At 49.9% G+C, this 25,373-nt stretch carries 25 protein-coding genes and 2 pseudogenes; 18 read left to right on the top strand and 9 right to left on the bottom strand.

Going from position 1 to position 25,373, the window contains the following annotated elements; genetic code table 11:
* Nucleotides 1-207: 207 nt before the first annotated feature.
* The 4 genes from RAHAQ2_RS18245 (at nucleotide 208) to RAHAQ2_RS18230 (ending at nucleotide 5,061) form a co-directional block, all read left to right on the top strand.
* A complete protein-coding gene (locus RAHAQ2_RS18245) occupies nucleotides 208-732 on the top strand; it encodes a fimbrial protein (RefSeq protein ID WP_015698640.1) in 525 nt (174 codons plus the stop codon).
* A 105-nt stretch (nucleotides 733-837) separates the two neighbouring features.
* On the top strand, nucleotides 838-1,551 hold the full coding sequence (locus RAHAQ2_RS18240) for a fimbrial biogenesis chaperone (protein ID WP_015698639.1): 714 nt from the start codon (nucleotides 838-840) through the stop codon (nucleotides 1,549-1,551).
* A gap of 8 nt (nucleotides 1,552-1,559) precedes the next feature.
* A complete protein-coding gene (locus tag RAHAQ2_RS18235; RefSeq protein ID WP_015698638.1) occupies nucleotides 1,560-4,067 on the top strand; it encodes a fimbria/pilus outer membrane usher protein in 2,508 nt (835 codons plus the stop codon).
* A gap of 7 nt (nucleotides 4,068-4,074) precedes the next feature.
* Nucleotides 4,075-5,061 carry a fimbrial protein gene (locus tag RAHAQ2_RS18230; RefSeq protein WP_015698637.1) on the top strand — a complete coding sequence of 329 codons (987 nt, stop codon included), beginning with the start codon at nucleotides 4,075-4,077 and terminating at the stop codon, nucleotides 5,059-5,061.
* Nucleotides 5,062-5,137: 76 nt separating this feature from the next.
* On the opposite strand, the gene RAHAQ2_RS18225 is transcribed toward RAHAQ2_RS18230, so the two are convergent.
* Nucleotides 5,138-5,653, bottom strand: a complete 516-nt coding sequence (locus RAHAQ2_RS18225; protein ID WP_037040341.1) for a hypothetical protein — start codon at nucleotides 5,651-5,653, stop codon at nucleotides 5,138-5,140.
* Nucleotides 5,654-6,233: 580 nt separating this feature from the next.
* On the opposite strand from RAHAQ2_RS18225, the gene acnB reads away from it, so the two are divergent.
* Both acnB and yacL read left to right on the top strand, forming a co-directional pair.
* Entirely contained in the window at nucleotides 6,234-8,831 is a 2,598-nt protein-coding gene (gene acnB / locus RAHAQ2_RS18220) for a bifunctional aconitate hydratase 2/2-methylisocitrate dehydratase (RefSeq protein WP_015698635.1), read from the top strand.
* A 76-nt stretch (nucleotides 8,832-8,907) separates the two neighbouring features.
* Nucleotides 8,908-9,273: a protein YacL gene (yacL, locus tag RAHAQ2_RS18215; protein WP_015698634.1), complete on the top strand. Its 366-nt coding sequence runs from the start codon at nucleotides 8,908-8,910 to the stop codon at nucleotides 9,271-9,273.
* A gap of 1 nt (nucleotide 9,274) precedes the next feature.
* Here the strand turns inward: yacL and yddG are convergent, their stop codons facing one another.
* The 5 genes from yddG to RAHAQ2_RS18190 form a co-directional block, all read right to left on the bottom strand.
* A complete protein-coding gene (yddG, locus tag RAHAQ2_RS18210; RefSeq protein WP_015698633.1) occupies nucleotides 9,275-10,153 on the bottom strand; it encodes an aromatic amino acid DMT transporter YddG in 879 nt (292 codons plus the stop codon).
* Nucleotides 10,154-10,256: 103 nt separating this feature from the next.
* Nucleotides 10,257-11,132, bottom strand: coding sequence for a hypothetical protein (locus RAHAQ2_RS18205; protein WP_015698632.1), 876 nt, complete (start codon nucleotides 11,130-11,132; stop codon nucleotides 10,257-10,259).
* A 430-nt stretch (nucleotides 11,133-11,562) separates the two neighbouring features.
* Nucleotides 11,563-12,357, bottom strand: coding sequence for an adenosylmethionine decarboxylase (gene speD, locus RAHAQ2_RS18200; RefSeq protein WP_015698631.1), 795 nt, complete (start codon nucleotides 12,355-12,357; stop codon nucleotides 11,563-11,565).
* Nucleotides 12,358-12,385: 28 nt separating this feature from the next.
* Nucleotides 12,386-13,261, bottom strand: coding sequence for a polyamine aminopropyltransferase (gene speE / locus RAHAQ2_RS18195; RefSeq protein ID WP_015698630.1), 876 nt, complete (start codon nucleotides 13,259-13,261; stop codon nucleotides 12,386-12,388).
* A gap of 213 nt (nucleotides 13,262-13,474) precedes the next feature.
* Nucleotides 13,475-13,822, bottom strand: coding sequence for a YacC family pilotin-like protein (locus RAHAQ2_RS18190; protein ID WP_013576967.1), 348 nt, complete (start codon nucleotides 13,820-13,822; stop codon nucleotides 13,475-13,477).
* A gap of 210 nt (nucleotides 13,823-14,032) precedes the next feature.
* Here RAHAQ2_RS18190 and cueO point away from each other — a divergent pair, with 210 nt between their 5' ends.
* The 10 genes and pseudogenes from cueO to RAHAQ2_RS26245 form a co-directional block, all read left to right on the top strand.
* Nucleotides 14,033-15,637: a multicopper oxidase CueO gene (gene cueO, locus RAHAQ2_RS18185; RefSeq protein ID WP_015698629.1), complete on the top strand. Its 1,605-nt coding sequence runs from the start codon at nucleotides 14,033-14,035 to the stop codon at nucleotides 15,635-15,637.
* Between the two features lie 257 nt (nucleotides 15,638-15,894).
* Nucleotides 15,895-16,443 carry a PTS glucitol/sorbitol transporter subunit IIC gene (gene srlA / locus RAHAQ2_RS18180; RefSeq protein ID WP_015698628.1) on the top strand — a complete coding sequence of 183 codons (549 nt, stop codon included), beginning with the start codon at nucleotides 15,895-15,897 and terminating at the stop codon, nucleotides 16,441-16,443.
* A gap of 48 nt (nucleotides 16,444-16,491) precedes the next feature.
* A complete protein-coding gene (srlE, locus tag RAHAQ2_RS18175; protein WP_015698627.1) occupies nucleotides 16,492-17,481 on the top strand; it encodes a PTS glucitol/sorbitol transporter subunit IIB in 990 nt (329 codons plus the stop codon).
* Nucleotides 17,482-17,490: 9 nt separating this feature from the next.
* The gene (srlB, locus tag RAHAQ2_RS18170) at nucleotides 17,491-17,853 is read left to right on the top strand and encodes a PTS glucitol/sorbitol transporter subunit IIA (protein WP_015698626.1); all 363 of its coding nucleotides are present in this window, start codon (nucleotides 17,491-17,493) and stop codon (nucleotides 17,851-17,853) included.
* Between the two features lie 22 nt (nucleotides 17,854-17,875).
* Nucleotides 17,876-18,655 (top strand): sorbitol-6-phosphate dehydrogenase, encoded by a 780-nt coding sequence (gene srlD, locus RAHAQ2_RS18165; protein WP_015698625.1) that lies wholly within the window; start codon nucleotides 17,876-17,878, stop codon nucleotides 18,653-18,655.
* Between the two features lie 52 nt (nucleotides 18,656-18,707).
* Nucleotides 18,708-19,070: a transcriptional regulator GutM gene (gene gutM / locus RAHAQ2_RS18160; RefSeq protein ID WP_015698624.1), complete on the top strand. Its 363-nt coding sequence runs from the start codon at nucleotides 18,708-18,710 to the stop codon at nucleotides 19,068-19,070.
* A gap of 79 nt (nucleotides 19,071-19,149) precedes the next feature.
* The gene (gene srlR / locus RAHAQ2_RS18155; RefSeq protein WP_015698623.1) at nucleotides 19,150-19,923 is read left to right on the top strand and encodes a glucitol operon DNA-binding transcriptional repressor SrlR; all 774 of its coding nucleotides are present in this window, start codon (nucleotides 19,150-19,152) and stop codon (nucleotides 19,921-19,923) included.
* On the top strand, nucleotides 19,916-20,524 hold the full coding sequence (locus RAHAQ2_RS18150) for a hypothetical protein (protein WP_015698622.1): 609 nt from the start codon (nucleotides 19,916-19,918) through the stop codon (nucleotides 20,522-20,524). Before srlR ends, RAHAQ2_RS18150 begins: the two co-directional genes overlap by 8 nt.
* 143 nt (nucleotides 20,525-20,667) lie before the next feature.
* Nucleotides 20,668-21,204, top strand: coding sequence for a hypoxanthine phosphoribosyltransferase (gene hpt / locus RAHAQ2_RS18145; RefSeq protein WP_015698621.1), 537 nt, complete (start codon nucleotides 20,668-20,670; stop codon nucleotides 21,202-21,204).
* Nucleotides 21,205-21,456: 252 nt separating this feature from the next.
* Nucleotides 21,457-21,573, top strand: a pseudogene (locus RAHAQ2_RS26245) (STM2901 family protein); the annotation flags it as partial.
* Between the two features lie 1,496 nt (nucleotides 21,574-23,069).
* Here RAHAQ2_RS26245 and RAHAQ2_RS18130 read toward each other — a convergent pair.
* On the bottom strand, nucleotides 23,070-23,525 hold the full coding sequence (locus tag RAHAQ2_RS18130) for a DUF5680 domain-containing protein (protein ID WP_015698619.1): 456 nt from the start codon (nucleotides 23,523-23,525) through the stop codon (nucleotides 23,070-23,072).
* Nucleotides 23,526-23,959: 434 nt separating this feature from the next.
* Here RAHAQ2_RS18130 and RAHAQ2_RS18125 point away from each other — a divergent pair.
* Nucleotides 23,960-24,396: pseudogene (locus tag RAHAQ2_RS18125) on the top strand (Hcp family type VI secretion system effector); the annotation flags it as partial.
* On the opposite strand, the gene RAHAQ2_RS18120 reads toward RAHAQ2_RS18125, so the two are convergent.
* Nucleotides 24,393-24,707 (bottom strand): DUF1493 family protein, encoded by a 315-nt coding sequence (locus tag RAHAQ2_RS18120; RefSeq protein ID WP_015698618.1) that lies wholly within the window; start codon nucleotides 24,705-24,707, stop codon nucleotides 24,393-24,395. The pseudogene RAHAQ2_RS18125 and the gene RAHAQ2_RS18120 overlap by 4 nt on opposite strands.
* Entirely contained in the window at nucleotides 24,707-24,997 is a 291-nt protein-coding gene (locus RAHAQ2_RS26315; protein WP_476645824.1) for an STM2901 family protein, read from the bottom strand. Before RAHAQ2_RS26315 ends, RAHAQ2_RS18120 begins: the two co-directional genes overlap by 1 nt.
* On the opposite strand from RAHAQ2_RS26315, the gene RAHAQ2_RS26230 reads away from it, so the two are divergent.
* Nucleotides 24,913-25,287, top strand: a complete 375-nt coding sequence (locus RAHAQ2_RS26230) for a phage integrase (protein ID WP_476645823.1) — start codon at nucleotides 24,913-24,915, stop codon at nucleotides 25,285-25,287. The two genes, RAHAQ2_RS26315 and RAHAQ2_RS26230, sit on opposite strands and share 85 nt — an antisense overlap.
* Nucleotides 25,288-25,373: the final 86 nt, after the last annotated feature.

Below are 25,373 nucleotides of genomic sequence, written 5' to 3'. Positions count from 1 at the left end.
TACCTGTGACACACTCCATACCCGTTCTCATTTATCTCATTACATCCTCATTCATTTATTTTCTACCGCTCAATAATATCGATAAAATAATATGAGGTGATGTGATTACAGCAAATTAATACCCCGGTTTAAAGTGAATGCATATCGCCAGCCTCGTTGATTAAAACTGGCGGCCATTGTTTACTTTTAATCTCAGGTATTTTATTCATGAATAAGCGTAATTCTTTTATTTTACTTCTCGGCACCATGCTGTGCTTTAGCCATTCAGTGGCGCATGCTGCCGATGGTACCATTAATTTCACCGGACAAATTGTTGCCACGACATGCGACGTCAATGGCGGAACGACTGATGCCATTAACGTTGATTTAGGCACGGTCGCCGCGACATCTTTCACGGCTGCTGGTGCGACATCTTCTCCGACAGCCTTTACTATTTCACTCACCAACTGCCCGACAACCTTCACAGCTGCGGCCGTCAAATTCGATGGTACCGCCGATGCGGTTGACAATCAGCTACTGGAAGTGACGGGTGGCGCAACCGGCGTCGGCATTGAAATCGCCGACAATCAGGGCACGCCAATTCCTCTTTATACGGCTTCACGTTTTTATCCCATTGATGCGACCGCTGAAGGGGTAGATATGAATTTTATCGCCCGCTACAAAAGTACAGCGGCAACCGTGGGCGAGGGTGCGGCAAATGCGACATCTCAGTTCACCATCAATTACCAATAATAAGCACCACAAAATAATCGCAGCATAATTTTAAAACTGGCAAGGATGCCAGAACGCCAGACGTGGGTGTCTTTTATTTTTATTAACGGAAATATGAGAGGAAATATGCGGCGTCTTCCTGTTATTTTATCCGGGATGTTATTTATTCTCTTTTCCGGAATGCCGGTTTATGCGGGGGTAATTACTGAGGCAACGCGGGTGATATATCAGGGCAATAAAAAAGAAGCCTCACTGACCGTCAGTAATCTGGGGAAACAGGCAGAACCTTTTCTGATCCAGTCCTGGGTTGATAATAACGGGCCTGACGGGCTGCAAAAATCTTCCGCTGCTGCGCCTTTTATTGTCACGCCACCTTTATTCCGCCTGAATGCCGGAGAAGATAACAGCCTGCGGATTATCCGCACCGGCGGCATATTACCCGACGATCGCGAATCCCTGTTCTGGCTGAATATCAAAGCCATTCCCCGCCTGCCTGAAGAAGCCCCTGCCGGTTTATTGCAAATCGTGGTCAAGACCCGCCTCAAACTGTTTTATCGCCCCGTGGCGTTGCTCGCCCCCGCAGCGCAAAGCGCCTGGCGGCAACTGCAGTTCTCCCGTCAGGGTTCAACGCTGCGGGTGACCAATCCGACACCTTATTACTTCACATTTTTCAGATTAAACCTTGGCAGCAACCGTGTGGCGACAGGTAACACCATGGTTCCGCCCTTTGGGGAAGCCCGTTACCCCTGGCCGCAGGGCGCGACGGGGAATGACGTCAGCTGGCAAGTGGTGAATGATTATGGTGGCGCCAGTTCAGTGGAAAAAAACCGGCTGCGCTGAGGCATGTTATGAAGAAAAATCATGTCTTTATGCACCGTTCATTACTCGCATTGCCGTCATGGCTGCTGGTGAGTTTTGCGTTTGGCGTAACGCAGGTCAGGGCGGATGATCGTTTTAACGTGCAGGCGCTGGAAATTGAACATCCCGGCGGGCCGGTGGATGTGTCGCAATTTTCCCGTGCGGGCGGACAGACGCCGGGTATTTACCGTGTAGATGTGTGGGTCAACGACATGCTGAAAGGGCGGCAGGATGTGACCTTTATCGCCCTGAAGGACCAGACGCTGTCGCCGTTATTCACCCCGGCAGAATGGCAGACCCTGGGGCTGAAAACCGGCAGCATTGCGGCATTACGCCACTGGCCGGCACAGAAACCGGTGGAGGATTTCGCCACCCTGATGCCCGGCGTGGTCGGCCATTTTGATTTTTCCCATCAGAAATTACTGATCACCATCCCTCAGGAATTACTCGACACGCTGGCAAGGGGCGCGGTCAGCCCGGAATTATGGGATGAAGGCGCACCGGCCTTGCTGCTCAACTACAACCTTAGCGGCGCCCGTACCTGGCAAAACGCGGGCGGCAGTGACCAGAACCAGTTTCTGAGCCTGAGAAGTGGCGCTAACTGGGGCGGCTGGCGGCTGCGCAACTACAGCACATGGCGTTACAGCCGCAACATTGACGGACAGTCACAGCAGGACTGGGACTCGGCATACAGTTTCCTTCAGCGAGACGTACCGGTGATCAAAGGGCAGTTTATCGCCGGGGAAAGCACCACGCCTGCGGATATCTTTGACAGCTTCGCGTTTCGTGGCGTGCAGTTGTTTTCCGATGACAATATGTTGCCTGACAGCCTGCGCGGCTTTGCGCCGGTCATCCGCGGCATTGCCAGAAGCAATGCGCAGGTGACGATTAAACAAAGCGGAATAGTGATCTACCAGACGTATGTGCCGCCGGGCGCCTTCAGCATTAATGATTTATACCCGACGTCGGCATCCGGCGATCTGGATATCACGATCAGGGAAAGCAATGGCGAAGAGCGCCATTTCACGCAGGCTTTTTCTGCCATCCCGATCATGCAACGTGAAGGCCGGCTGAAATACGCCCTGACGTTGGGGAAATACCGGGCGTATCAGTACGGTGGCGATGAACCGGGTTTTGTACAGGGATCACTGATTTACGGTCTGGGCTATGGCGTCACGCTGTTTGGCGGCAGTCAGATGGCGGAAAACTACCACGCCGCGAATGCCGGTATGGGCAGCATGATGGGTGATCTTGGCTCTGTGTCGCTGGATACCACCTTTGCCGACAGCCAGCTGACGGACAATCACAACGCAGGCGGGCAGGCGTACCGGCTGCAATATGCCAAAAGTGTGGCGGCTACCGGCTCGACATTGTCGCTGGCGGGGATCCGCTATCGAGGGGATTTTTATCATTTCAGCGATGCCAGTAACGGGCGACAGGACGAAAGCAACGGGCAGCCATACGGCAGGCAGCGCGGGCAATTTCGTCTGAACCTGACCCAGACACTCAACCACGGGGAATGGGGATCGCTTTCACTGTCTTACTATCAGCAAAAATACACGCAGACCCGTCAGCGAAGTTTCGGCTTCAGTTATAACGTCAATATCGCCAGTATTGATTACGCTTTATCTCTGACGGACAGCCAGTCCGTCGATGGCCAGAATGACCGGCAGATCGCTTTTAACATCAGTATCCCCCTCAGCCGATGGCTGCCGAACGCGCGGGCTACGGCCAGTATGAACAGCGCGCAAAACGGCCCGGCGTTCTACCAGACCGGCATTAACGGCACACTTCTTGAAGATAACAATCTCTCTTATGCGGTCAGTGAAGGCTATGGCAGCGACGGACAGGGAAACAGCGGGAGTGCCAGCCTGAATTATCTGGGCAGCGCCGCTCAGCTCAGCGGGGGATACAACTATAACCAGACCAGTCATCAACTCAACTACGGCTGGCAAGGCGCTGTTGTCGGACATCCGCACGGCGTCACGTTCTCCCAGCCGCTGATGAGTGATGTGTCCGCGATTGCGATCGTCCGTGCACCGGGCGCGGCGGGGGTTAAATTGCAAAATAACACCGGCGTGTATACCGACTGGCGCGGCTACGCGGTGGTGAATTATCTCAGTCCTTACAAGCGCACCCGCGTGGCGCTGGATACCACCTCGCTGGATGAAAATATCGATATCGATGACAACGTGTTGTCAGTGGTGCCCACTTCCGGTGCCGTGGTCATGGCTTCCTTTACCACGCGCGCCGGCAGCAGATTGTTACTCACCCTTACTTATAACGGGCAGCCCGTGCCTTTCGGTGCAGAAGCCTTCGTCGCAGGTGATGAGCGCAACCGTGCCATCGTGGGCGACAACGGCCAGGTATATCTCAGTGGACTTGCGCAACAGGGAAACATCCAGGTGATTTGGCGCGGAGGGCAGTGCCAGGCACCTTTTACATTACAAAATACGCAAAAAGTGACGGTATTTCAGTCAGCCAGCGTGTGCCAGTGAGGTTGATATGAAAGCGATAATACTGATGGCCTGCCTGTTATTATTTTCAGGAAAGCTCTGGGCAAGCTGTTCTGCAACGCCAGCCATGCCGCAGTCCTGGGATTTAAGTTCGATTGCCGTCACCTCCTCTTTGCCACCTGGCAGTGATATTCCGGGAAGCCAGCATACTTTCAGCCTGAGCGGAACGTGTGGAGCCAGCGGCAGCGATGAAGTTGCCGGTGATCCGATCATTGCCTGCTATTACGGTACCGGTACCGAAATTGCCGGATTTCCGGGCGTTTACACCACGGGCGTCGAGGGGATCGGTATTGCACTGACTAATTCCTCGGGTCAACGCGTTATCGGTGCCAGCCAGAACTGCGATACGCGCAATACTTCTTTGGGTACGCTTGATACTAATAAGAGCTATCAGATCAGCGTCACGCTCTCGCTGGTAAAAACCGCCAATGATATTTCGGATACGGCATTGCAGCAAAGCCAGACCCGTTTCGGACTGGGTGTGTACGGTAAATCGGGTCTGGGAAGTGGCGGGGGGACAAACACACTTTCTTATACTGGAAATATCCTGATCAGAACCGAAAGCTGCGACGTGTTGAATAAAACCATCGACGTACAGTTGGGCACTGTCTGGCCTGGGCTCTTTTCGGGTACAACCGCTGGCGGCGTCACGCCGGACGTACCATTTAGCATTGAACTTAATTGTGATGCCGGGGCGAATGTGAATATCCGTATCGATGGCACTGCTGACGATTCGCTGGCCGCAGGCGTCATTAAAATCAGCAGCGGCACGGAAGGACAGGCGTCCGGGGTCGGAATTCAGATACTGAAAGGCGACACAACGCCTGTAAGCCTCGGGCAACAATGGGCAATCACCCCTTCGGCCAGTGAAGGAAACCTGAGTATTCCTTTTTTTGCCCGCTACTATCTCAACGGGCAAACACTCAGCAGCGGTAGTGCGAATGGCACGGCGACGTTTACGATGATTTATTACTGAAAAAGGTCGCCTTTGCAGACGACCTGAAGTGAGGTTTGTTCTGATAAAAAAATCCGATATGTACGATGGCGTCGGCCTATTTATCATCAAAATCATACTGCGGGCTGCTTTGAAATGAGGGGTAGGATCGGAGGTTTTTATTTTTTAAGCGTGCTTCAAGCTCCGTTCTGGTTTTTAAAGGAAAGCTTTCATATTCTCTTTCTAATCTTATATTTCCGGCAGGCAAAAGGGCAAAGATGTCATTATGAAGTGTTTTTATTTGTTGGCTGTAGACGCTGACTTCTGTAAGTGCAGCGTAGTAGTCAAATGCCCTGATCATAAACTGATGATGTTCATCCCCGGCGCATTGATCGATTTGGGCTGTGCCAAGGTATAAAACGGCTATGCTTACCGTTCGTTTATCAAAACCCTTGATATCCGCAGAAGTAATAAACGGCAGGGATTTCATTTCTGTCAAACATTCCTCTAGTTTAGTGTTGAGGTTCTTGTAGGCTAAAAGGTACTTATCACGGCTATATTCGATGTCTTCATTGATATGCGCAAAGCAAGAGAATGTTATCGTGAGCATAAGCATCAGAAGGCTTTTTTTCATATTTAACTTTCTTTCTGAGTAATCAGTAATAAATCAATATTCAAAAACATATAGCGAAGTTATTTTCCCGAGCAATAAGTATTTCCTGCCAATGTTGTGTTTTGCGATCCGAAGATAAGTTCGGCAGTTATAAGATTGCTTTTCACTCACTTTCTGTTCAGGAAGCACTTATCTGCCAGCACATCGAAGAGACAAATCGACCGTCCTTTTGGGCGGTTTTTGGGTGTTTTTTTCTGCATTTACTGCCATTTATTCCCTTGTATGATCAGGGTTGTTGTGATGATCTGGAGGGCGAATCGGGATGAACAGCCGATCCGTCTGTGCTCAACGATTCAGCAAAGATTTAATGTTGCTTTTATGTGAACGAATTAACAAGCGGGCAAAATCCTGCTATGCTGCCCGGGCGCTAAAGGGCACTGTGCTCAGGTTCAGGACGTATCGTTTCAGACCAAGAAACCCCCATACCCGCAGTGTCACCGATTCATCAGACCGCTTGAATTCCCCTGTCCCTACAGGCATGACGCGAGGCTGATGATGGAAGCCAGGCATAATAAATGACAATGAGAGCGAGGAGAAAGTCGTGCTAGAAGAATACCGTAAGCACGTAGCCGAGCGTGCTGCAGAGGGCATCGTCCCTAAGCCACTTGATGCTTCACAGATGGCAGCGTTGGTTGAGTCCCTGAAGAATCCGCCGCAAGGCGAAGAAGACACACTGTTAGACCTGCTGATTAACCGTGTTCCACCGGGCGTCGACGAAGCCGCCTATGTTAAAGCCGGGTTCCTGGCCGCCGTCGCCAAAGGCGAAACTACCTCTCCGTTGGTCACTCCTGAAAAAGCTGTTGAACTGCTGGGCACCATGCAGGGCGGTTACAACATTCACCCGCTGATCGACGCACTGGATAACGACACGCTGGCACCTATTGCCGCGAAAGCGCTGTCCCACACGTTGCTGATGTTTGATAACTTCTACGATGTGGAAGAAAAAGCACATGCGGGCAATGAGCACGCGAAAAAAATCCTCCAGTCCTGGGCCGATGCCGAATGGTATCTGTCACGTCCGCAACTGGCTGAGAAAATCACTGTCACTGTGTTTAAAGTGACCGGCGAAACCAATACCGATGATTTGTCACCGGCTCCAGATGCCTGGTCCCGTCCAGACATTCCGCTGCACGCGCTGGCAATGCTGAAAAATGAACGTGAAGGCATCCATCCGGATCAACCGGGCAGCGTCGGTCCGATCAAACAGATCGAAGAACTGAACAAAAAAGGCTTCCCGCTGGCCTATGTGGGTGACGTTGTCGGTACCGGTTCATCCCGTAAATCGGCCACTAACTCCGTGCTGTGGTTCATGGGTGATGACATTCCTCATGTGCCAAACAAACGCGGTGGCGGTGTGGTGCTCGGCGGTAAAATCGCGCCAATCTTCTTCAACACCATGGAAGATGCCGGTGCGTTGCCGATCGAAGTGGACGTGTCTGACCTGAACATGGGCGATGTTATCGACATCTATCCGTATAAAGGTGAAGTGCGTCATCACGAAACCGACGAAGTGCTTGCGACTTTCGAACTGAAGACCGACGTACTGCTCGACGAAGTGCGTGCAGGCGGCCGTATTCCATTGATCATCGGCCGTGGTTTAACCACCAAAGCCCGTGAATCGCTGAAATTACCGCAGAGCGAAGTGTTCCGCATTGCGAAACCTGTCGCGGCAAGCAATAAAGGTTTCTCGCTGGCGCAGAAAATGGTGGGGCGCGCCTGTGGCGTTGCCGGTGTTCGTCCGAACGAATATTGCGAACCAAAAATGACGTCCGTGGGTTCTCAGGACACCACCGGTCCGATGACCCGTGATGAACTGAAAGACCTGGCGTGTCTGGGCTTCTCCGCCGATCTGGTGATGCAGTCATTCTGTCATACCGCCGCGTACCCTAAACCGGTTGACGTGACCACGCATCACACGCTGCCTGATTTCATCATGAACCGTGGCGGTGTTTCACTGCGCCCTGGCGATGGCATTATTCACTCCTGGCTGAACCGCATGCTGCTGCCTGACACTGTCGGCACCGGCGGTGACTCCCATACCCGTTTCCCGATTGGGATTTCTTTCCCGGCGGGTTCCGGTCTGGTGGCGTTTGCTGCGGCGACCGGCGTGATGCCGCTTGATATGCCGGAATCCGTTCTGGTGCGTTTCAAGGGCAAAATGCAACCGGGCATCACCCTGCGTGATCTGGTGCATGCGATCCCTTACTACGCGATCAAAGAAGGCCATCTGACCGTTGAGAAGAAAGGTAAGAAAAACCTCTTCTCTGGCCGTATTCTGGAAATCGAAGGCTTGCCGGAACTGAAAGTAGAACAGGCGTTTGAACTGGCGGATGCGTCCGCAGAACGTTCAGCGGCAGGTTGTACGATCAAACTGGATCAGGCACCGATCAAAGAATACCTCAGCTCTAACATCGTGCTGCTGAAGTGGATGATCTCTGAAGGTTACGGCGATCGTCGTACCATCGAGCGTCGTATCAAAGGCATGGAAGAGTGGCTGGCGAATCCTACCCTGCTCGAAGCGGATGCGGATGCCGAATACGCGGCCGTGATCGAAATCGATCTGGCGGACATCAAAGAGCCAATCCTTTGTGCGCCGAACGATCCGGATGATGCGCGTCTGCTGTCTTCCGTACAGAACAGCAAAATCGATGAAGTCTTTATCGGTTCCTGCATGACCAACATCGGTCACTTCCGTGCGGCGGGTAAACTGCTCGACAGCCATAAAGGCGCGTTGCCAACCCGTTTATGGGTTGCGCCACCGACCAAAATGGATGCGGCTCAGCTGACTGAAGAGGGTTATTACAGCGTCTTTGGTAAGAGCGGCGCGCGTGTTGAGATCCCGGGCTGTTCACTGTGCATGGGTAACCAGGCGCGTGTGGCGGACGGTTCAACCGTCGTTTCCACCTCTACCCGTAACTTCCCGAACCGTCTGGGTAATGGCGCTAATGTCTATCTGGCCTCGGCGGAGCTGGCGGCGATCGCATCCCTGCTGGGCCGTCTGCCAACGCCGGAAGAATATCTGGGTTACATGGCGGAAGTGGATAAGACGGCGGTGGATACCTACCGTTATCTGAACTTCGACAAGCTGAGTGAATATACCGATAAAGCTGACGGCGTGATCTTCCAAACCGCAGTCTAAATCGCTATATTTGCGCCAGTGTTGAAAGGGAGCTTCGGCTCCCTTTTTTATTGTGATTTTTTCAGAGGACTGCACCATGGATTACGATTTTTTGCGCGACATCACCGGTGAGGTCAAAGTGCGTTTTTCTATGGGCCATGAAGTGCTCGGTCACTGGCTGAATGAAGAAGTGAAGGGCGACCTGAGCGTGCTCGATAACGTCGAAGCGGCATTGAGCGGGCTGAAAGGCAGCGAACGTCAGACGCAAATGGTTGGCCATGAATACACGCTGCTGTTAGCCGACGATGAAGTGATGATCCGTGCCAATCAGCTGGATTTCGACGGCGATGAGATTGAAGAAGGGATGAGCTATTACGACGAAGAGAGTCTGGCATTTTGCGGCGTCGAGGACTTTTTGCAAGTCCTCGCCAAATACCGTTCTTTTGTGATGACTAACCGCTGAGTTATTTGCCCCGCGAGGCGGTCCAGCACAGCAGCGAACCGCCGACCACCATCAGCACGCCCGGCCAGAAACTGGCGCCCGGCAACGTGTGCAGCCACAATCCGGCAATCAGAATTGATGACAGCGGCGTGAAATACGACAGCGCGGCCACCAGCGTCGCATTGCCTTTTTTCATCGCGATATCCCAGCACTGATACGAAATAGCCGTCACCGCGCCCATCGCCAGTAATTCAAGAATGGCGGGTAGCGTCAGGCTGATACGGCTGGAGGAATACGTGAAGTAAAGCACCCACAGTACGCCGCCGGTTGCCAGCAGAAACAACGGCAGCACGCCTTTGCCTTTACACAATACGCGCACCAGATTGGAATACAGCGCCCACGAAACGGCTGCGCCCAGCGCCAGACCGTAGGCCACCGGATTGCTGCGCACATTGCGTATCAGTTGATGAATATCCAGCCCGTGCCCGCCGCTGATCGCCCACAACACACCGGCAAAGGCCAGCACTGCACCCGGCCAGATCCACCAGCGCACGCGTAATTTCAGCAGCGGTACCGCAAACAGCAGCGTCAGACTTGGCCACAAATAATTGATCAACCCGAGTTCCAGCGTTTGCTGGCGGGTATGCGCCAGACCAATCGCCAGTGAAAACGCCACCATATAAAAGATAAACAGCAGACCGCAGATGATCAGATACGCTGCGGATTCTCCGCGCAACGTCGGTTTTGTACCGACCATCCAGACTAAAATTCCGCTGACAGTATAAATAGACGCGGCCGCACCAAAGGGCCCCAGAGATTCGGACAAACTGCGGGTGAGCGCCACGCTCATGCTCCACAATAAAATGGCGAGAACGCCAGACAGTGTTGCAAAACGATCCATAAGAAAGGTAAGCCTCGGGAAAAGGAGACTTTTAAGATAAGCGATTGTTCCGGTTATTTACACCGGAACAATCCGCTTGAGAGGCGCTTATTGTCTGAAATCATCAGAAGTAGAAACCGGCTTCCAGACCCACAGTGGAAGTGGTAGTCGCAGGCTGATAATAGCCGACGGTGCGTCCGTTCAGATCACCTTGTTTCTCGTCCGACTTACCGTATTTCTGGTGCACATAACTGGCTTTAACAAACACATCTTTGTTGATATTCCAGGTCAGGCTGGTAAATGGCGAAAGCCTGGATTTCGGCTCCAGCCAGACCGAACCCTGATTGCTGTGCGTCCAGGTTTTAATCGGATACAGCGCTCCGCCTTCCAGACTCAGACGTGAATCTGCGGTCATTTGCCAGTTCGCTCCCAGTGATGCTTTGGCATAAGGCTGTAAAGACACTTCAACGGCGGTGTACTGCCGCGTGGTGTTTTGAGAGGCAATATATACATCGTCAGAGCGGATATTTCGCACCCATGCCTGGCCGCCGAGTACGCCTTTCATATCGAAAGACACGCTGTCGGATGCCCGGTAACGGTAGCCGCGGGTCATGTCCGTGCTGTAGCCGGTGTAATAGGTTTTGCCCTTCAGCGATCCGTTTGGCACATTGGCCTGATCGTCAAGCGTACTGCCTTTATAACGGACGATCCCGAACATCACACTCATGTCCCAGGCTTTTAATAAGCCGCTTTGGGTATCGAGATAGTTATTGGATCCGAAGTTAACACGCAGGCGCGGGCCATGTTCAGCAACATATTTACCGTCCATATTACTGACGGATTCGTCCCACTTATAATATTCAGCACCATAACTCACATAGTGCCGCATCCCTTCAGTATTGCTGCTTAACAAATTTTCCCCGGCCCGGGAAACCCCGGAAACCAATAAAGAACTCGCGACCAGCAGGCTGGATACGGTCTTTAATTTAATCATTTTCATGTTTTATTTCTGCTTGCGGGTGGATGGAGCTGGTTGCTTAGTAAGCAATAAGACGATGCTAATGTCCGGAGGGGGATAGTTAAAGTTATTTATTGCTTTTTCATAAAAAAGCGATCTTTTGATCTTCCATAAGCTAAATTATTAGTTATATATAGATTTTATTTGATTTAGTGTCTGTATGTTATTTTTATAATTTGACTTAATTTGCAGATCTTTAGCCGTAAAATTTGGCTTAAATTAATATTTAATGGCTGTAAGCGTGTTAATTTGCCTTAAGGAGTATAGCGGGTATTCCTGCACGTAAATATATTTTACTTAAGTAATGCTTATTGAGTTTTGGGCGGGGGTAATATTCATTATCAAAATTTGTCTATACAAAAAAAAGCCGGACATTGCATAAATGCCCGGCCTTTTCTTTATTCCGCTTTGATCAGACTGACGGCAGATTGCGGCCGTAATAGATTTCCTGCATTTCTTTGTACAACAAATCGGTGATTTCCTGGCGCTCTGCGGCACTGAGTTCTTCCGGTTTGGCATTAAACAAATAATGCTTCAGATCGAACTCTTTCAATAACATCTTGGTATGAAAGATATTTTCCTGATACACGTTGACATCCATCATGTCGTACAGCGCTTTTATATCCTGCGACATGAAGTTCTGAATCGAGTTAATGGAATGGTCGATGTAGTGCTTAACGCCGTTTACGTCGCGGGTAAAACCACGCACACGGTAGTCGATAGTGACGATATCGGATTCAAGCTGGTGAATCAGATAGTTCAGCGCTTTCAGCGGCGAAATTACACCACAGGTCGAGACTTCAATGTCGGCGCGGAAGGTACACAGCCCGCCTTCCGGATGGCTTTCCGGGTAGGTGTGCACGCAAATATGGCTCTTATCCAGATGCGCAACCACGGAATTCGGCAACGGGCCCGGATGCTCGGTGTTGTCCACATCCCGCGGATCTATCGGCTCTTCGCTCACTAAAATCGTGACGCTGGCACCCTGTGGTTCGTAATCCTGTCGCGCGACGTTGAGGATATTGGCACCGATAATGGAGCAGGTTTCAGTGAGAATTTCCGTCAAACGGTTGGCGTTATATTCTTTGTCAATGTAGGCAATATAGCCTTCACGATCGTCTGCCGTTTTGGCGTAGCAGATATCGTAAATACAAAAACTCAGGCTTTTGGTCAGGTTGTTGAAGCCATGCAGTTTCAGCTTTTGCAATTTAGTTCACCCCCTTATGGATGCAGTATCAGCGCGCGGCTGACAGGGCATTCAGTAAATATTGCGGCAGGGCAAAGCTGCCGTGATGAATCGCCGGATTGTAATAACGACAGGTGATGTCTGCGGCGTCGAAACGCGCCTGCAATATGTTGTTATCCATCTGGCGATATTCCGGGCTGTTAGTCGCCCAGGCGAAGGTCATGATGCCGCCGTAATAGGTCGGGATCGCAGCCTGATAGAAACTGACATCACTGAAATAGTGACTCAGTTTGGTATGGCTGTTCACCGCTTCATCCTGCTGGAGGAAGCAGACACCATTTTGTGCCACGAAAATGCCGCCCGGATTAAGACAACGGGCACAGCCTTCGTAGAACGCTGAGGTGAACAGGCTTTCTCCGGGACCGATCGGATCGGTACAGTCGGAGATGATCACATCAAAGGTGTCGGTGGTCTGATTAACGAAATTCACGCCGTCGTCGATCACCAGTTTGAAACGCGGATCATCATACGCACCGGCATTATGGTTGGGCAGATACTGGCGGCAGAACTCCACCACGCCGGCATCAATTTCCACCATCGTAATCGCTTCCACGCCCTGGTGACGACACACTTCACGCAGCATGGCACCGTCACCGCCGCCAATGATCAATACCCTTTTAGCGTGGCCGTGGGCGAACAAAGGCACATGGGTCAGCATTTCGTGGTAGATGAATTCATCACGCTCGGTGGTTTGCACCACGCCGTCGAGCGCCATGACGCGACCCAGCGCCGCGTTCTCGAAAATCACCAGATCCTGATGATCGGTTTTCTCACGGTATAATTCTTTATCGACGCGGAAGTACTGGCCAAAATGGGCGTGCAGCGTCTCATACCATATTTCTTTGGATGACGAGTTCCGGGACATGTCGTTGTTTCTCCTGATCAATCGCAGCCATAAAAATGGGCGCACATGATAGCTAACTCTGCCTGTCCATGCACGGTTGAATTTCAGACAGGTGAATGTAGGTTAAGTGTAGACGAGGCAGGCGTGGCGCGAAAAGTCGGGGGAAGTGGGAAAAGAGAACCTGCTCCGGCATCGGAATGACGGAGCACACGGCTGAGAAGCGGAGGACAGGGTTCAGTTGGTGTAGGCCAGCAAACTCAGCGAGTCGCGCGCCAGAGACTTACATTTTGTCGGTTTAGGCACGGCGATCCCGCTCAGATCACGGTAGCTTTCTTCGCCCATCGACTGCATGTTAAAGCTGTTGTAATTGCTCAGATCCCAGCGGTTTTGCTGCGCGAAAAACACGATAGCCCGTTTGATTTGGGTGTTCGGCAGTTGTTCGTAACCGCAGTTATTTTTCAGATAAACGAAGACGGCCGTCAGATCCGCCAGATCTTCCGCTTCTGATTCACTCAGTGCCTGACTGGCGGAGGAGAAACCGAGCAGCGACAGTAATAACAAACACAGTGTTGTTTTTTTCATGGGTGTGTTCTTGTTCTTGTAGATTGAAAGTCAGAAAGACTTGGCTCACAGACAGTTAAAAGGACGTTACCATATTTGCCCTGAGCGGCACTAAATTTCTTTTGCCGCCGGGCCGCTTGACCTTCCCCTTAGGGGAAGGGGTAGGCTGTCGTACTATTATGGCATGTCTGCGCCATCCGTCTGGTTATCACCCATCATAAGGACCGAAAAATGAACCGTCGCGATTTCGTGAAGTGGACGACCCTGATGGGCGCTGCCACTACGCTGCCTGGCTGGAGCCGCTTCGCGCTCGCCGCTGACCGCCCGGCATTGCCTGTTCCGGCGTTACTTGAACCGGATATCCGCAGCGCCATTACCCTCACATTACAGCGCGGTCAGAGCCAGTTTCTGCCCGGCGTGAACACCGAAACCTGGGGCATAAACGGTCATCTTCTCGGCCCCGCGCTGCGTATCCGTCGCGGCAAACCGGTCAGCGTGACCATCAATAACCGGCTGGATGTGGCCAGCACCGTTCACTGGCACGGCCTGGAAATTCCCGGTGAGGTGGATGGCGGGCCGCAGGGCTTAATTCAGCCCGGCCAGGATCGTAAAGTCACTTTGCAACTTGATCAGCCTGCATCGACCTGCTGGTTCCACCCGCATCCGCATCAGACCAGCGGTTATCAGGTGGCGATGGGGCTCGCCGGGCTGGTGTTGATTGAAGATGAAAGCAGTGACCTGTTACAGATCCCCAAACGCTGGGGCGTGGATGATATTCCGGTTATTTTGCAGGATAAGCGCCTGAATGACGCCGGTAAAATCGATTATCAGATGGACGTCATGACTGCCGCCGTCGGCTGGTTCGGGCAACATATGCTGACCAACGGCGCAGTATATCCGCAGCATGGGATTTCCCGTGGCTGGGTACGTTTTCGTTTACTCAATGGCTGTAATGCACGCTCGCTGCATATCGCCACCAGCGATCAGCGGCCGATGTATGTCATCGCCAGTGACGGTGGTTTCCTGCCTGAGCCGGTGAAAGTCAGCGATTTGCCGTTGCTGACGGGCGAGCGATTTGAAGTGCTGATTGATTGCAGCGACGGCAAAGCCTTTGATCTGGTCACGTTGCCGGTGAAGCAAATGGGCATGACGCTGCCGCCGTTCGACAAACCATTGCCGGTGTTGCGCATTCAGCCGACACTGACCCAAAGCGGCAGTTCATTGCCGGACACGCTGGTGCCGCTCCCGGCACTGGTTTCAGTGGATAATTTGCCGACCCGCTGGCTGCAACTGATGATGGATCCGCAGCTTGATCAGCAGGGCATGGCGGCGCTGATGAAACGCTACGGCCACAATGCAATGGCAGGCATGAGCATGGATCACGGTGACGGTGAGATGGCAGCAATGCCGGGAATGTCTGATGCCGGCCATGACGGTCATGGCAGCATGGCCGGGATGGACATGAGTAAATCATCTGCCAGCTATGATTTCATGCAGGGCAATAAAATTAACGGCAAAGCCTTCGACATGAACGTGCCTGCTTTCGATGTGAAGCAAGGCCAGTATGAGAAATGGACTATTTCGGGCGAAGGCGACATGATGCTGCATCCTTTCCATATCCATGGCACGCAGTTCCGTATTCTTTCTGAAAACGGTCAGCCTGTCGCGCCCCATCGTCAGGGCTGGAAGGACATCGTGCGCGTTGAAGGCGCCCGCAGTGAAGTGCTGGTGCGCTTTAACCACCTGGCCGATAAACAACATGCTTATATGGCGCACTGTCATCTGCTGGAACATGAAGACACCGGCATGATGCTCGGTTTCACGGTATCCAGGTAACCGGCATTTTTTGATCCCCTTTCTGCCATTTCTAAAAACCTGCTGACCGGGACGATCCTCCGGTCAGTTTCTCCCCTTCTTCTTGCCGTGCCTTTTCCTCTTGCGTTACCTCATGATCATTAATCTTTCATTTTGAAAGATTAAACTTTCAAAATGTGATCAATATATAATTAATATAAATTCATAATGATTATATTTTCAGCGTGGAGTGACAAAACATGAAAGCGTAAACCCACGTATCCCTACAGGAGAAGATGATGATCGAGATAATAACGCACGGTGCCGGGTGGTTTATCGGCCTGTTTCAAAAAGGGGGAGAGGTGTTTGTCGGGATGGTCACCGGCATCCTGCCTCTGTTAATCAGTTTGCTGGTGGTCATGAACGCGCTGATCGTGTTTGTCGGACAGCGGCGGATAGAACGCCTGGCGCAGCGTTGCGGTGGAAATCCGGTTTCACGTTATCTGCTGTTACCGGTGGCAGGCACCTTTGTTTTCTGTAATCCGATGACCCTCAGCCTCGGGCGCTTTATGCCTGAAATCTACAAACCCAGCTATTACGCCGCAGGTTCCTACAGTTGCCATTCCATGAACGGCCTGTTCCCGCACATCAATCCCGGTGAACTGTTTGTGTATCTCGGCGTGGCGAGCGGGCTTACCACACTGGGCTTACCGCTCGGGCCGCTGGCTGTCAGTTATTTCCTGGTGGGCATGGTGACTAACTTCTTCCGTGGCTGGGTCACGGATCTCACCACCCGCATCTTCGAACGCAAGATGGGCATCCAGCTTGATCGTCAGGTTCAGCTGTAAACAGAACCCATGCTAATCAGATCCAATTCTAAAAAATCGGAGCAGAAAATGAGCGTTAAGATCCGCATTAACCGGGGTGAAGGTGGCTGGGGTGGGCCGTTGTTGATTGACGCGGTGCCCGGCAAAAAAGTGATGTATATCACGGCGGGCACGCGCCCGGCGATCGTCGACAAGCTGGCAGAACTGACCGGCTGGGAAACGGTAGACGGTTTTAAAGAAGGTGAACCACCGGCAGAAGAAATCGGTGTGGCGGTGATCGACTGCGGCGGCACGCTGCGCTGCGGCATCTACCCAAAACGACGCATCCCGACCGTTAACATCCATTCGACCGGTAAATCAGGCCCGCTGGCACAGTTTATTACCGAAGACATTTATGTTTCCGGTGTCCGTGAGCATGACATTGTGCTGGAAAATGCAGACGCCGCTGAACCGGTCACGGCGGCGGATAAACCCGCACCGGCTGGGGCAGGGCGTGATTACGACACCACAAAAAAAATCACCGAACAGAGCGACGGCCTGCTGGCGAAAGTCGGCATGGGCATGGGCTCCGGCGTGGCCGTTTTATTCCAGGCCGGGCGCGACACTATCGATACCGTGCTCAAAACCATCCTGCCGTTTATGGCATTCGTGGCGGCGCTGATCGGCATCATTATGGCCTCCGGGCTGGGTGACCTGGTGGCGCATGGGCTGACGCCGCTGGCGAAAAGCCCCGTCGGGCTGGTGTTGCTGGCGCTGATCTGCTCCTTCCCGCTGCTTTCTCCTTTCCTCGGCCCGGGCGCGGTGATCGCCCAGGTCATCGGTGTGCTGGTGGGGGTGCAGATCGGGCTGGGCAATATCCCGCCACATCTGGCGCTGCCTGCACTTTTCGCCATCAACGCTCAGGCGGCGTGCGATTTCATTCCTGTCGGGCTTTCACTGGCTGAAGCCAAACAAGACACCGTGCGTGTCGGCGTGCCTTCGGTGCTGGTCAGCCGTTTTCTGACCGGCGCACCGACGGTACTTATCGCCTGGGCCGCTTCCGCTTTCATCTATCAGTAAGGCGTCATCATGCGAACCATTTATCAAACCACGATTACGCACATCGGTGACTTCGCCCGCGAGGCGCTCACCGACCAGATGCTGATCACCTTCCGCGAAGGCGCACCGGCAGATATTCAGGATTATTGCTTCATTCATCAGCACGGAAAAACCGAAGGAGAATTGCACCGTGGCGCGTACATGGAACTGTCAGATGTGCGTTATCCGGTGACCGCCGTGGGAGAGGTGGCGATGCAAAATCTGCGCGAACTGGGGCATATCACGTTGCGTTTTGACGGCAGTGCCGAGGCGGAGTTTCCCGGCAGCGTACATGTCAAAGGCACCACGCCCGACGATATTCCGCTGGGCAGCATATTGAAATTTATCGATTAACTATCAGAGTCAGGAGTCAGTTATGGAACAGGTTGCAGTCGTGATCGGCGGAGGGCAGACGCTGGGCGCATTTCTCTGTCAGGGGCTGGCTGAATCCGGCTATCGCGTGGCGGTGGCGGATCTGAATGAGAAAAATGCCGCGTCGGTAGCAGAGCAGATTAACCGGCAGTTTGGTGAGGAAAGGGCGTTCGGATTTGCTGTCGATGCCACCAATGAAGCCAGTGTAGAACAACTGGCGAAAGCGGTGGATCAGACATTCGGCAGGGTCAGTTTGCTGGTGTACAGTGCCGGGATGGCGAAGGCATCGCCCATCACGGATTTTGCCCTCAATGATTTTGATCTCTCGTTGCAGGTCAATCTGGTGGGGTATTTTCTCTGCGCCCGTGAGTTTTCACGCCTGATGATCCGCGACCGCATTCCGGGGCGCATTATTCAGATCAATTCCAAATCCGGCAAAGTGGGCAGCAAACATAATGCCGGTTACAGCGCGGCCAAATTCGGCGGCGTCGGGCTGACGCAGTCTCTGGCGCTGGATCTGGCGGAGTACGGGATTACCGTGCATTCGCTGATGCTTGGCAATTTACTCAAATCGCCGATGTTCCAGTCATTACTGCCGCAATATGCCAAAAAACTGGGCATTAAGGCCGATGAAGTGGAGCAGTATTACATCGATAAAGTGCCGCTGAAACGCGGGTGCGATTATCAGGATGTGCTGGATATGTTGCTGTTTTATGCCAGCGATAAAGCCTCTTATTGCACCGGTCAGTCGATCAATATCACCGGCGGTCAGGTGATGTTTTGAGGTGTTCCGCCTCTGTTTACAGGGGCGGATTTTTGACATAAAGGAGAAGATAATGACCCCGACTTCGGCATTAATACTCTGTGCGGTACTGGCCTGGGTGGCACAAATCGCGCTCGGCTGGTGGCAGTTGCAGCGCTTTAACCGGGCATTTGACAGGTTGTGTATGCAGGGAAAGGTGGGCGTCGGGCGTTCCGGCGGACGTTTCAAACCGAGAGTGGTAATGGCGCTGGCTTTCGATAAACAGGAAAAAGTCTGTGACGGATTTTTACTGCGTGGCCTGACGATTTTCGCCCGCCCTCAGCCGGTCACGTCACTTCAGGGTATGAGCCGGGAACAATTGATGACAGGTGTGATCTTCCCGAAAGATCCGAATATTCAAACTGCACTATCATTAGCGATTGAACCGAAATCATGATATTTTCACTTTAAAAGCTATTATCTTTCAAAAAGAATGATAGCGGTGAATTTATCTTAAAATTTGAGCGAAAATCGTGATGAAACCTAAGCAACGGCAGGCGGCGATACTGGCGCATTTGCAGCAATTTGGCAAGACGGCGGTGGACGATCTCGCCGCGCATTTCGCCACAACCGGCACCACTATCCGCAAAGATCTCACCCTGCTGGAAGAAGAGGGCGCAGTGATCCGCACTTACGGCGGCGTAGTGCTCAGCCGTGAAGAAGGCGACCAGCCTATCGACCGTAAAACCCACATCAATACCGGCAAAAAACTGCGCATCGCCCGCGCGGCCATTCAGGAAATTCAGGACGGCGACTCGCTGATTTTTGATGCGGGCAGCACCGTGATGCAGATGGTGCCTTTCCTCAGTCAGTTTAATAACATCACCGTCATGACCAACAGTCTGCATATCGTCAATGCGCTGGTGGAACTGGATAACGACCAGACCATCCTGATGCCGGGCGGTACTTATCGCAAAAAATCCTCCTCCTTCCACGGCAGTCTGGCCGAAAGCGCGTTTGATAAATTCAATTTCGACAAGCTGTTTATCGGCGCAGATGGTGTTGATCTCGACGGTGGTGTCACTACATTCAACGAAGTTCACGGCGTCAGTCAGGCGATGTGTAAAGCGGCTGAGCGTATTTTCCTGCTGGTGGATTCATCAAAATTTGGCCGCAAAAGCCCGAATGTGGTGTGCCATTTAGGCAAGGTCGATACGCTGATCACTGACAGCGGGCTTAGCAGTCAGTACCGTGATGCCATCGAAAAATTGGGGATCCGCATTATTTTAGTCGGGGAAGACGATGAATGACACAGTGCTGAATTACAGACGTGAAACGCTGGAAAGCACCTCAGGATTGGGTTATGTCGGCAGGAGTTTGATTGACTGGAAATCAGCCAGCCCGGGTCAATGGTTTATCGGGGTTCTTGATACGTCCAAAAAAATGATTTCACTCGTTCCGGTGAATGTTTTCGATCGTTCAATGGGACATTTAGATGAGCAAACACTTACGAACCAGTCTCAGCAAGGAATGAACCGTTATGCTTCCGGGGCTGAGGGAGAAAAATGGGGGCGCTCAATCATGCCCGATTTTTTAAAGAACAGGCCCGCAGGAATGACGCATCATATGGCGGTTGCTTTGGAATCAGGTTTTTCTAAAGAAAGTTCATTAGGTTTTGCTCTTATTAAAATCAATAACAATTTTGCTCAGATGAAAACGACATCGACTTCTTTAAATGGCGATAAACCCGGCTTCGTTGTTAATCATAGTTTTTCTCGTGCAACGGCTTTTAAAACATCTGCCTTTTGCCCTACGGGTGCTCAGATGCCTGTTCAATGGCGGAATGCACTGGTTATGTTTTTGAAAAATGGGGCTTTTGGGATAAAAAATATCGCTGTCTCTAACGATTAAGTTTAGCTGGCCCTGTTGCAACATGCAGCCGACGCCAGCGTTACTCATCGGCGGGTTCTTTGATATAATCCTTTCCACTATATCGTCGCTGTTTTTCTGAAAAACAGCGATAAATATTCTTAAATCAGGTGGTTAGTCTTTATATGAAACATCGCGTTGACGTCATGATTTCCGAGCAGGAAGTCAAAACCCGAATTGCCGAATTGGGCCGTGAAATCACCGAACACTACCGCGACAGCGGCAGCGAAATGGTGCTGGTTGGATTGCTGCGCGGTTCGTTCATGTTCATGGCTGACCTGTGCCGCGCCGTGGACGTGCCGCACGAAGTCGACTTCATGACCGCCTCCAGCTACGGTAACGGTATGTCCTCCACCCGCGACGTTAAGATCCTCAAAGATCTCGACGAAGACATTCGCGGTAAAGATGTGCTGATCGTCGAAGACATCATCGACTCTGGTAACACGCTGAGCAAAGTGCGTGAAATCCTGCAACTGCGCGGCCCGAAATCTCTGGCCATCTGTACCCTGCTGGATAAACCCGAGCGCCGCGAAGTGGACGTCAAAGTCGAATACGTCGGTTTCCCGATCCCCGACGAATTCGTTGTCGGCTATGGCATCGACTACGCTCAGCGTTACCGTCATCTGCCGTATGTCGGCAAGGTTGTGATGCTGGACGAGTAAAGAGCGGCTACGCCCCAGGCAGCAGGAATATAAAAAATGGCCTTCAGATTCGGAGGCCTTTTTTATATTCATTTTAAATCATAAATTATCTATTCAACTTATCTGCTCTATACCCGGTTCAATTGAAAATTCTGCTTTTTAGGTATAGGTTATTTTTAATATTTACATGGATTATTATAGTTTCATATAACGCATGTCAGTTAATAGAATAAATAAGTTAATGAAAATCATCAGGGACGAAAAGATAAAAGAATGGATACAGTTGAGGAACTTAATGGTACTTATTTCTATGCAGGAAAATCGAACCTGACTGCAGGAAAATTATTTTTCATGATTTGCTGTGAAAATGTCATTAATAAAAAATCCTTGCGGGTACTGCATGCAGTTCTCCTCCATAAAGCCGGGGTTGGAATGCAGTGGTTTTCCCAGGAAAATAACTTCAAGTAACCTCCTCATTTACCGTCGTTACGATTTCAGGCTCAAAGCGACCTCTGCGTCTGCAAAAAATGTTGCCTGGTTGAATAAAGTAAGAGGGTAGAAAGAGGAGGTAACTAAATCATAGTGCTATAACCTCAGCGCCTTATATTACAAAAAATATCTTAAACTAAATCAGCGGGTTTTTTTTCCTCCAAATGTAGTTATCCTTATTTTTTATTCTGAAAAATAACCATGGCATAACCCAGGCAAGTAAGAATAAAGGTATCGCTAAAATGACAGAGAGATTAACAAGATTATAATTTTGGTAGAGGAACAGGATTAAAATAGTCGAAATAAAAACCAATATTACCCGCAAATATAAAATTAACTTCCTCGTAGGTTTATCAATATAGCCTATAATCATTTCAGCACCACAATAAGGGCATAGGGTACTGTTTTCCTTTAATTTACTGTCACAGAACCCGCATGTGGCATGCTCATCAATATGATTACTTTTCACGTAAACCTCTCGAACTGACTTTTGCTGTTTATGAATTATTGCTAAATGTTATTCATTTAATTTTATTATCCTAATGACTACTCTTTATTTCAATTGTACTTTACATAACTTCTTTTAAAATTTGCAAGGGGATTTTTTTACCAATCTTAAGTGAATATGTAAGGGTTTTGTTCGTTTTTGGTGATGAATTTCCTGACCAGGATTTTTCTTATTTTAAAATTTTATATATAATCCTTGTACTAACAGGATAATGCGTTTTTAAATATAAATTGTAACTAAGATTTTTCCTAGTGAGGGTGCTGTATGAAATTTTTGTTTAATACCCTGTTGACTACACCTGCAGACAGATAAAATAAAAACACTGATCCTTCCTTTCTCATCTGTCACCCCAACCTCACATGACCACCTCAGTGCCTATCTCCATGATCCTGCTTTGAACAAAGTGACGTGTGTGGGTATGCCAGAAAGTGTACCGATTATTTTAAGAATTGACTGACAGGGGATTTGTTATCTAAATCTGATTTATTCAACAAAGCCGCTCACTTTTTCTCTTAGGATACTTTCGCATCATACGAAGGTTTTTAAAAAATGCGGGTAGTCTGCTTTTTCACACAGGAACGAGCCGAGCAACAGAGTGGAACTTCATTAAAGTAAGAAATAGAATTAATCCATTTCTGAGGTCAACACAGAATCAGAAAAAATACTCGTTTAAATATGGGTGTGGTGGCTGTAGCAAGCGAGGAAGAATAGGGTATTCGAGCCGGTGAGGATATTCTAAAAACTCGGACATTGGCTCATCCAGTGAGCCTCGATTAGGAAGTTTCGCTATGGAATATCCAGTAACTGTTTCTTTGAATTTTTATTTCACCGTAAGACGCCAGATTGTTGTTAGAAGTAATGTAGCCTAACCTTAGTGAAGAGGAGCGAATTATACTAGCATCCCTCCTGATAAAATCAGATTGTAATATGTTTCGTCATTAAATTGTATTGTTTCTTGCCCCTGGAATTTTTGGATAGAACCAAAAAGAGTATTGGAATAAAAGAAACCCGAAGATTTATTTTCCCGAGGCCCTCTGATAGGATAGATCTCATCTGCAAGACCTTGATTTTTCATTGATAAAACTTTCATTTTACGAATGGTTATTTCATCAACTCTATCATTAGTTGCACCACCTTGATACTGCATAACCCATATGGGGAATTTTTTAAATGAAATGATTACTTGCCCGTAAATATTCCTCCCCTCCGTAAAGTAATTTCTATAGGTATAGCCACCATCATTATACTCAATGACTTTCATATCACCCCCTGTTAATGACTTTATGATTACATTTTCAGGGTTTCTATAAAGAAAACGATTTGCTTTTATTAAAAACTCTTCCATTTACACTCTCGAAATTTTAATCTCATGCAGATAATAAGTCCTTAGAATTGTCAATGCATTAAAAAATATGAAATTTAAAAATACTTAACATTCATAAAAGTTGTTTTATAAATATGTCGGAATTTTCGTTTCCCATGAAATTTTACGTCAACTATGAGAGTCCGTATTACTCATGATGCTAACTATGCATGAGTAACCTTAGAAAAACCTTAAGAACAGAATTTATTTGAAGCTTTTTTTTACAAAATCAATCTAAATAATACATCTCATTACTAATAATTCCTTGTGCATTCAATTTTTTCAATTACCCCTATGGCTGGATACAAGCTTTTAACACCATTCCTGGCTTTGTTGAATAAATCGGACTTTTGGCCGCAATCATGATCAGATCAGCACATTCATGATGACCTGCTCCCTGTTGATTAATGCACTAAGATAGGGAATACAGCATTGAGGTTAAAGGTTTCCATCACAACCTAATGATTCCTACTGACAACGCTACGGGCAAAGTCACCGGTACACGAATGCATTCACCATTGCTAATCGTGAAAGATTTCGACTGCTCAAGCCCATACATCTATAAAGCTGTGGCAACGGGTCAGAATCTGGAATCGGTTGAAATAAAATGGTATCGGATTAACGACGCAGGGCAGGAAGTTGAGTATTTCAACATGCTGTTAGAAAAGGTTCGGATAGTGTCCATTTCTCCAGCTATGGCAACTGTGACAATACGCAAGATAACCATCTGGAAACCGTAGAGCTACGCTACGAAAAAATCACGTGGAAGCATAACGACGGCAACATTATTTTTGCTGATTCGTGGAATGACCGCCAGACAGCATCATGTGAAAAGGGGCATAGCGCCCCTTAATCGTATAACCACTTACCAGCTTTGGCTGACTCGATAATCATTTCGACCGTAAGAGGCTTGTACACCTTGTTTTTGTACTCTCTCCTAAGCCGAAACCACCACCACGGCAATTCAGGCTCAAAATAATTGTCGAGATTAAAATTGTCATAGCTGATGCCATACCGAGTGAACAGGTCAATCAGCATTTCCCCTAATTCGTCCGTCACTAAATTAAAGTGTTCCTGAAACGTCCAGCCCTTACTAACTGGTCTTCTCCACTCACTGTATTTTTCCGTGATGTATTGAAGAATCTCATTTTCATCTACTTCCATCAGAAATACGTCCACGCAATACGGTCTTGAGGGTAGGCGATTAGGTTGTATTTATCGCGTGTATCCTTTGCCACGAATGCACAAATTATTACCGCCTGAGCGTAGCCTAAATACGGAACCCAGCGCGCAGCAGTGATTTTGCATTTCATCAATTCCCGTTCAATCTCAGGCAATCGCGCCCGTTCCTCAGCAGTCAATCTCGCCGATGGAGCAACATCCCGGGTTTTTGTTGGGTCAAAACTTCGCTGTAACTTACTCACCTTCGGTGTTTCTTCCCGTATACGCGCCACAATCGCCCTCACGGCGGCAGTGTCTGTCCGGGCTGATAGAACTGTGGTGGCTCTGTCACGGGCAGAACGTGAAATACGGCAAGCCCGACAAAGCCAAACTGGAATTCATCTGCAACCTGATGGATGACCCGTGTTCTTTCCAAATTGATAGCCTGGCTATTACAAAATTTAAGTCTTTGAGATTGGCGAAGGGCGTTAAGGCAACAACGGAAAAGCGGGGCTGGAGTGTCCACATAGTGTCCACACCTGAGCATCTTTATAGGGTTTGTAGCTGCTTACACCGCATATAACTCATTGATTTATAGTGATCGCGTTGTAAGTGCAGGAAAAATAAATGGGTAAAAAGGCACATTTTTGTGCCTTTTGTTTTTTGAAT

Origin of the sequence: Rahnella aquatilis CIP 78.65 = ATCC 33071, assembly GCF_000241955.1 — a bacterium.
GTDB classification, from domain to species: domain Bacteria; phylum Pseudomonadota; class Gammaproteobacteria; order Enterobacterales; family Enterobacteriaceae; genus Rahnella; species Rahnella aquatilis.
This window is presented reverse-complemented; position numbering and strand designations above follow the sequence as displayed.

Bases quoted from the DNA above. Each gene is read 5' to 3' on its own strand.
- RAHAQ2_RS18245 (WP_015698640.1), top strand. From the start codon at position 208: ATGAATAAGCGTAATTCTTTTATTTTACTTCTCGGCACCATGCTGTGC.
- RAHAQ2_RS18240 (WP_015698639.1), top strand. From the start codon at position 838: ATGCGGCGTCTTCCTGTTATTTTATCCGGGATGTTATTTATTCTCTTT.
- RAHAQ2_RS18235 (WP_015698638.1), top strand. From the start codon at position 1,560: ATGAAGAAAAATCATGTCTTTATGCACCGTTCATTACTCGCATTGCCG.
- RAHAQ2_RS18230 (WP_015698637.1), top strand. From the start codon at position 4,075: ATGAAAGCGATAATACTGATGGCCTGCCTGTTATTATTTTCAGGAAAG.
- RAHAQ2_RS18225 (WP_037040341.1), bottom strand. From the start codon at position 5,653: ATGAAAAAAAGCCTTCTGATGCTTATGCTCACGATAACATTCTCTTGC.
- yacL (WP_015698634.1), top strand. From the start codon at position 8,908: ATGGATTACGATTTTTTGCGCGACATCACCGGTGAGGTCAAAGTGCGT.
- yddG (WP_015698633.1), bottom strand. From the start codon at position 10,153: ATGGATCGTTTTGCAACACTGTCTGGCGTTCTCGCCATTTTATTGTGG.
- RAHAQ2_RS18205 (WP_015698632.1), bottom strand. From the start codon at position 11,132: ATGAAAATGATTAAATTAAAGACCGTATCCAGCCTGCTGGTCGCGAGT.
- speE (WP_015698630.1), bottom strand. From the start codon at position 13,261: ATGTCCCGGAACTCGTCATCCAAAGAAATATGGTATGAGACGCTGCAC.
- RAHAQ2_RS18190 (WP_013576967.1), bottom strand. From the start codon at position 13,822: ATGAAAAAAACAACACTGTGTTTGTTATTACTGTCGCTGCTCGGTTTC.
- cueO (WP_015698629.1), top strand. From the start codon at position 14,033: ATGAACCGTCGCGATTTCGTGAAGTGGACGACCCTGATGGGCGCTGCC.
- srlA (WP_015698628.1), top strand. From the start codon at position 15,895: ATGATCGAGATAATAACGCACGGTGCCGGGTGGTTTATCGGCCTGTTT.
- srlE (WP_015698627.1), top strand. From the start codon at position 16,492: ATGAGCGTTAAGATCCGCATTAACCGGGGTGAAGGTGGCTGGGGTGGG.
- srlB (WP_015698626.1), top strand. From the start codon at position 17,491: ATGCGAACCATTTATCAAACCACGATTACGCACATCGGTGACTTCGCC.
- srlD (WP_015698625.1), top strand. From the start codon at position 17,876: ATGGAACAGGTTGCAGTCGTGATCGGCGGAGGGCAGACGCTGGGCGCA.
- gutM (WP_015698624.1), top strand. From the start codon at position 18,708: ATGACCCCGACTTCGGCATTAATACTCTGTGCGGTACTGGCCTGGGTG.
- srlR (WP_015698623.1), top strand. From the start codon at position 19,150: ATGAAACCTAAGCAACGGCAGGCGGCGATACTGGCGCATTTGCAGCAA.
- RAHAQ2_RS18150 (WP_015698622.1), top strand. From the start codon at position 19,916: ATGAATGACACAGTGCTGAATTACAGACGTGAAACGCTGGAAAGCACC.
- hpt (WP_015698621.1), top strand. From the start codon at position 20,668: ATGAAACATCGCGTTGACGTCATGATTTCCGAGCAGGAAGTCAAAACC.
- RAHAQ2_RS18130 (WP_015698619.1), bottom strand. From the start codon at position 23,525: ATGGAAGAGTTTTTAATAAAAGCAAATCGTTTTCTTTATAGAAACCCT.
- RAHAQ2_RS18120 (WP_015698618.1), bottom strand. From the start codon at position 24,707: ATGGAAGTAGATGAAAATGAGATTCTTCAATACATCACGGAAAAATAC.
- RAHAQ2_RS26230 (WP_476645823.1), top strand. From the start codon at position 24,913: ATGGAGCAACATCCCGGGTTTTTGTTGGGTCAAAACTTCGCTGTAACT.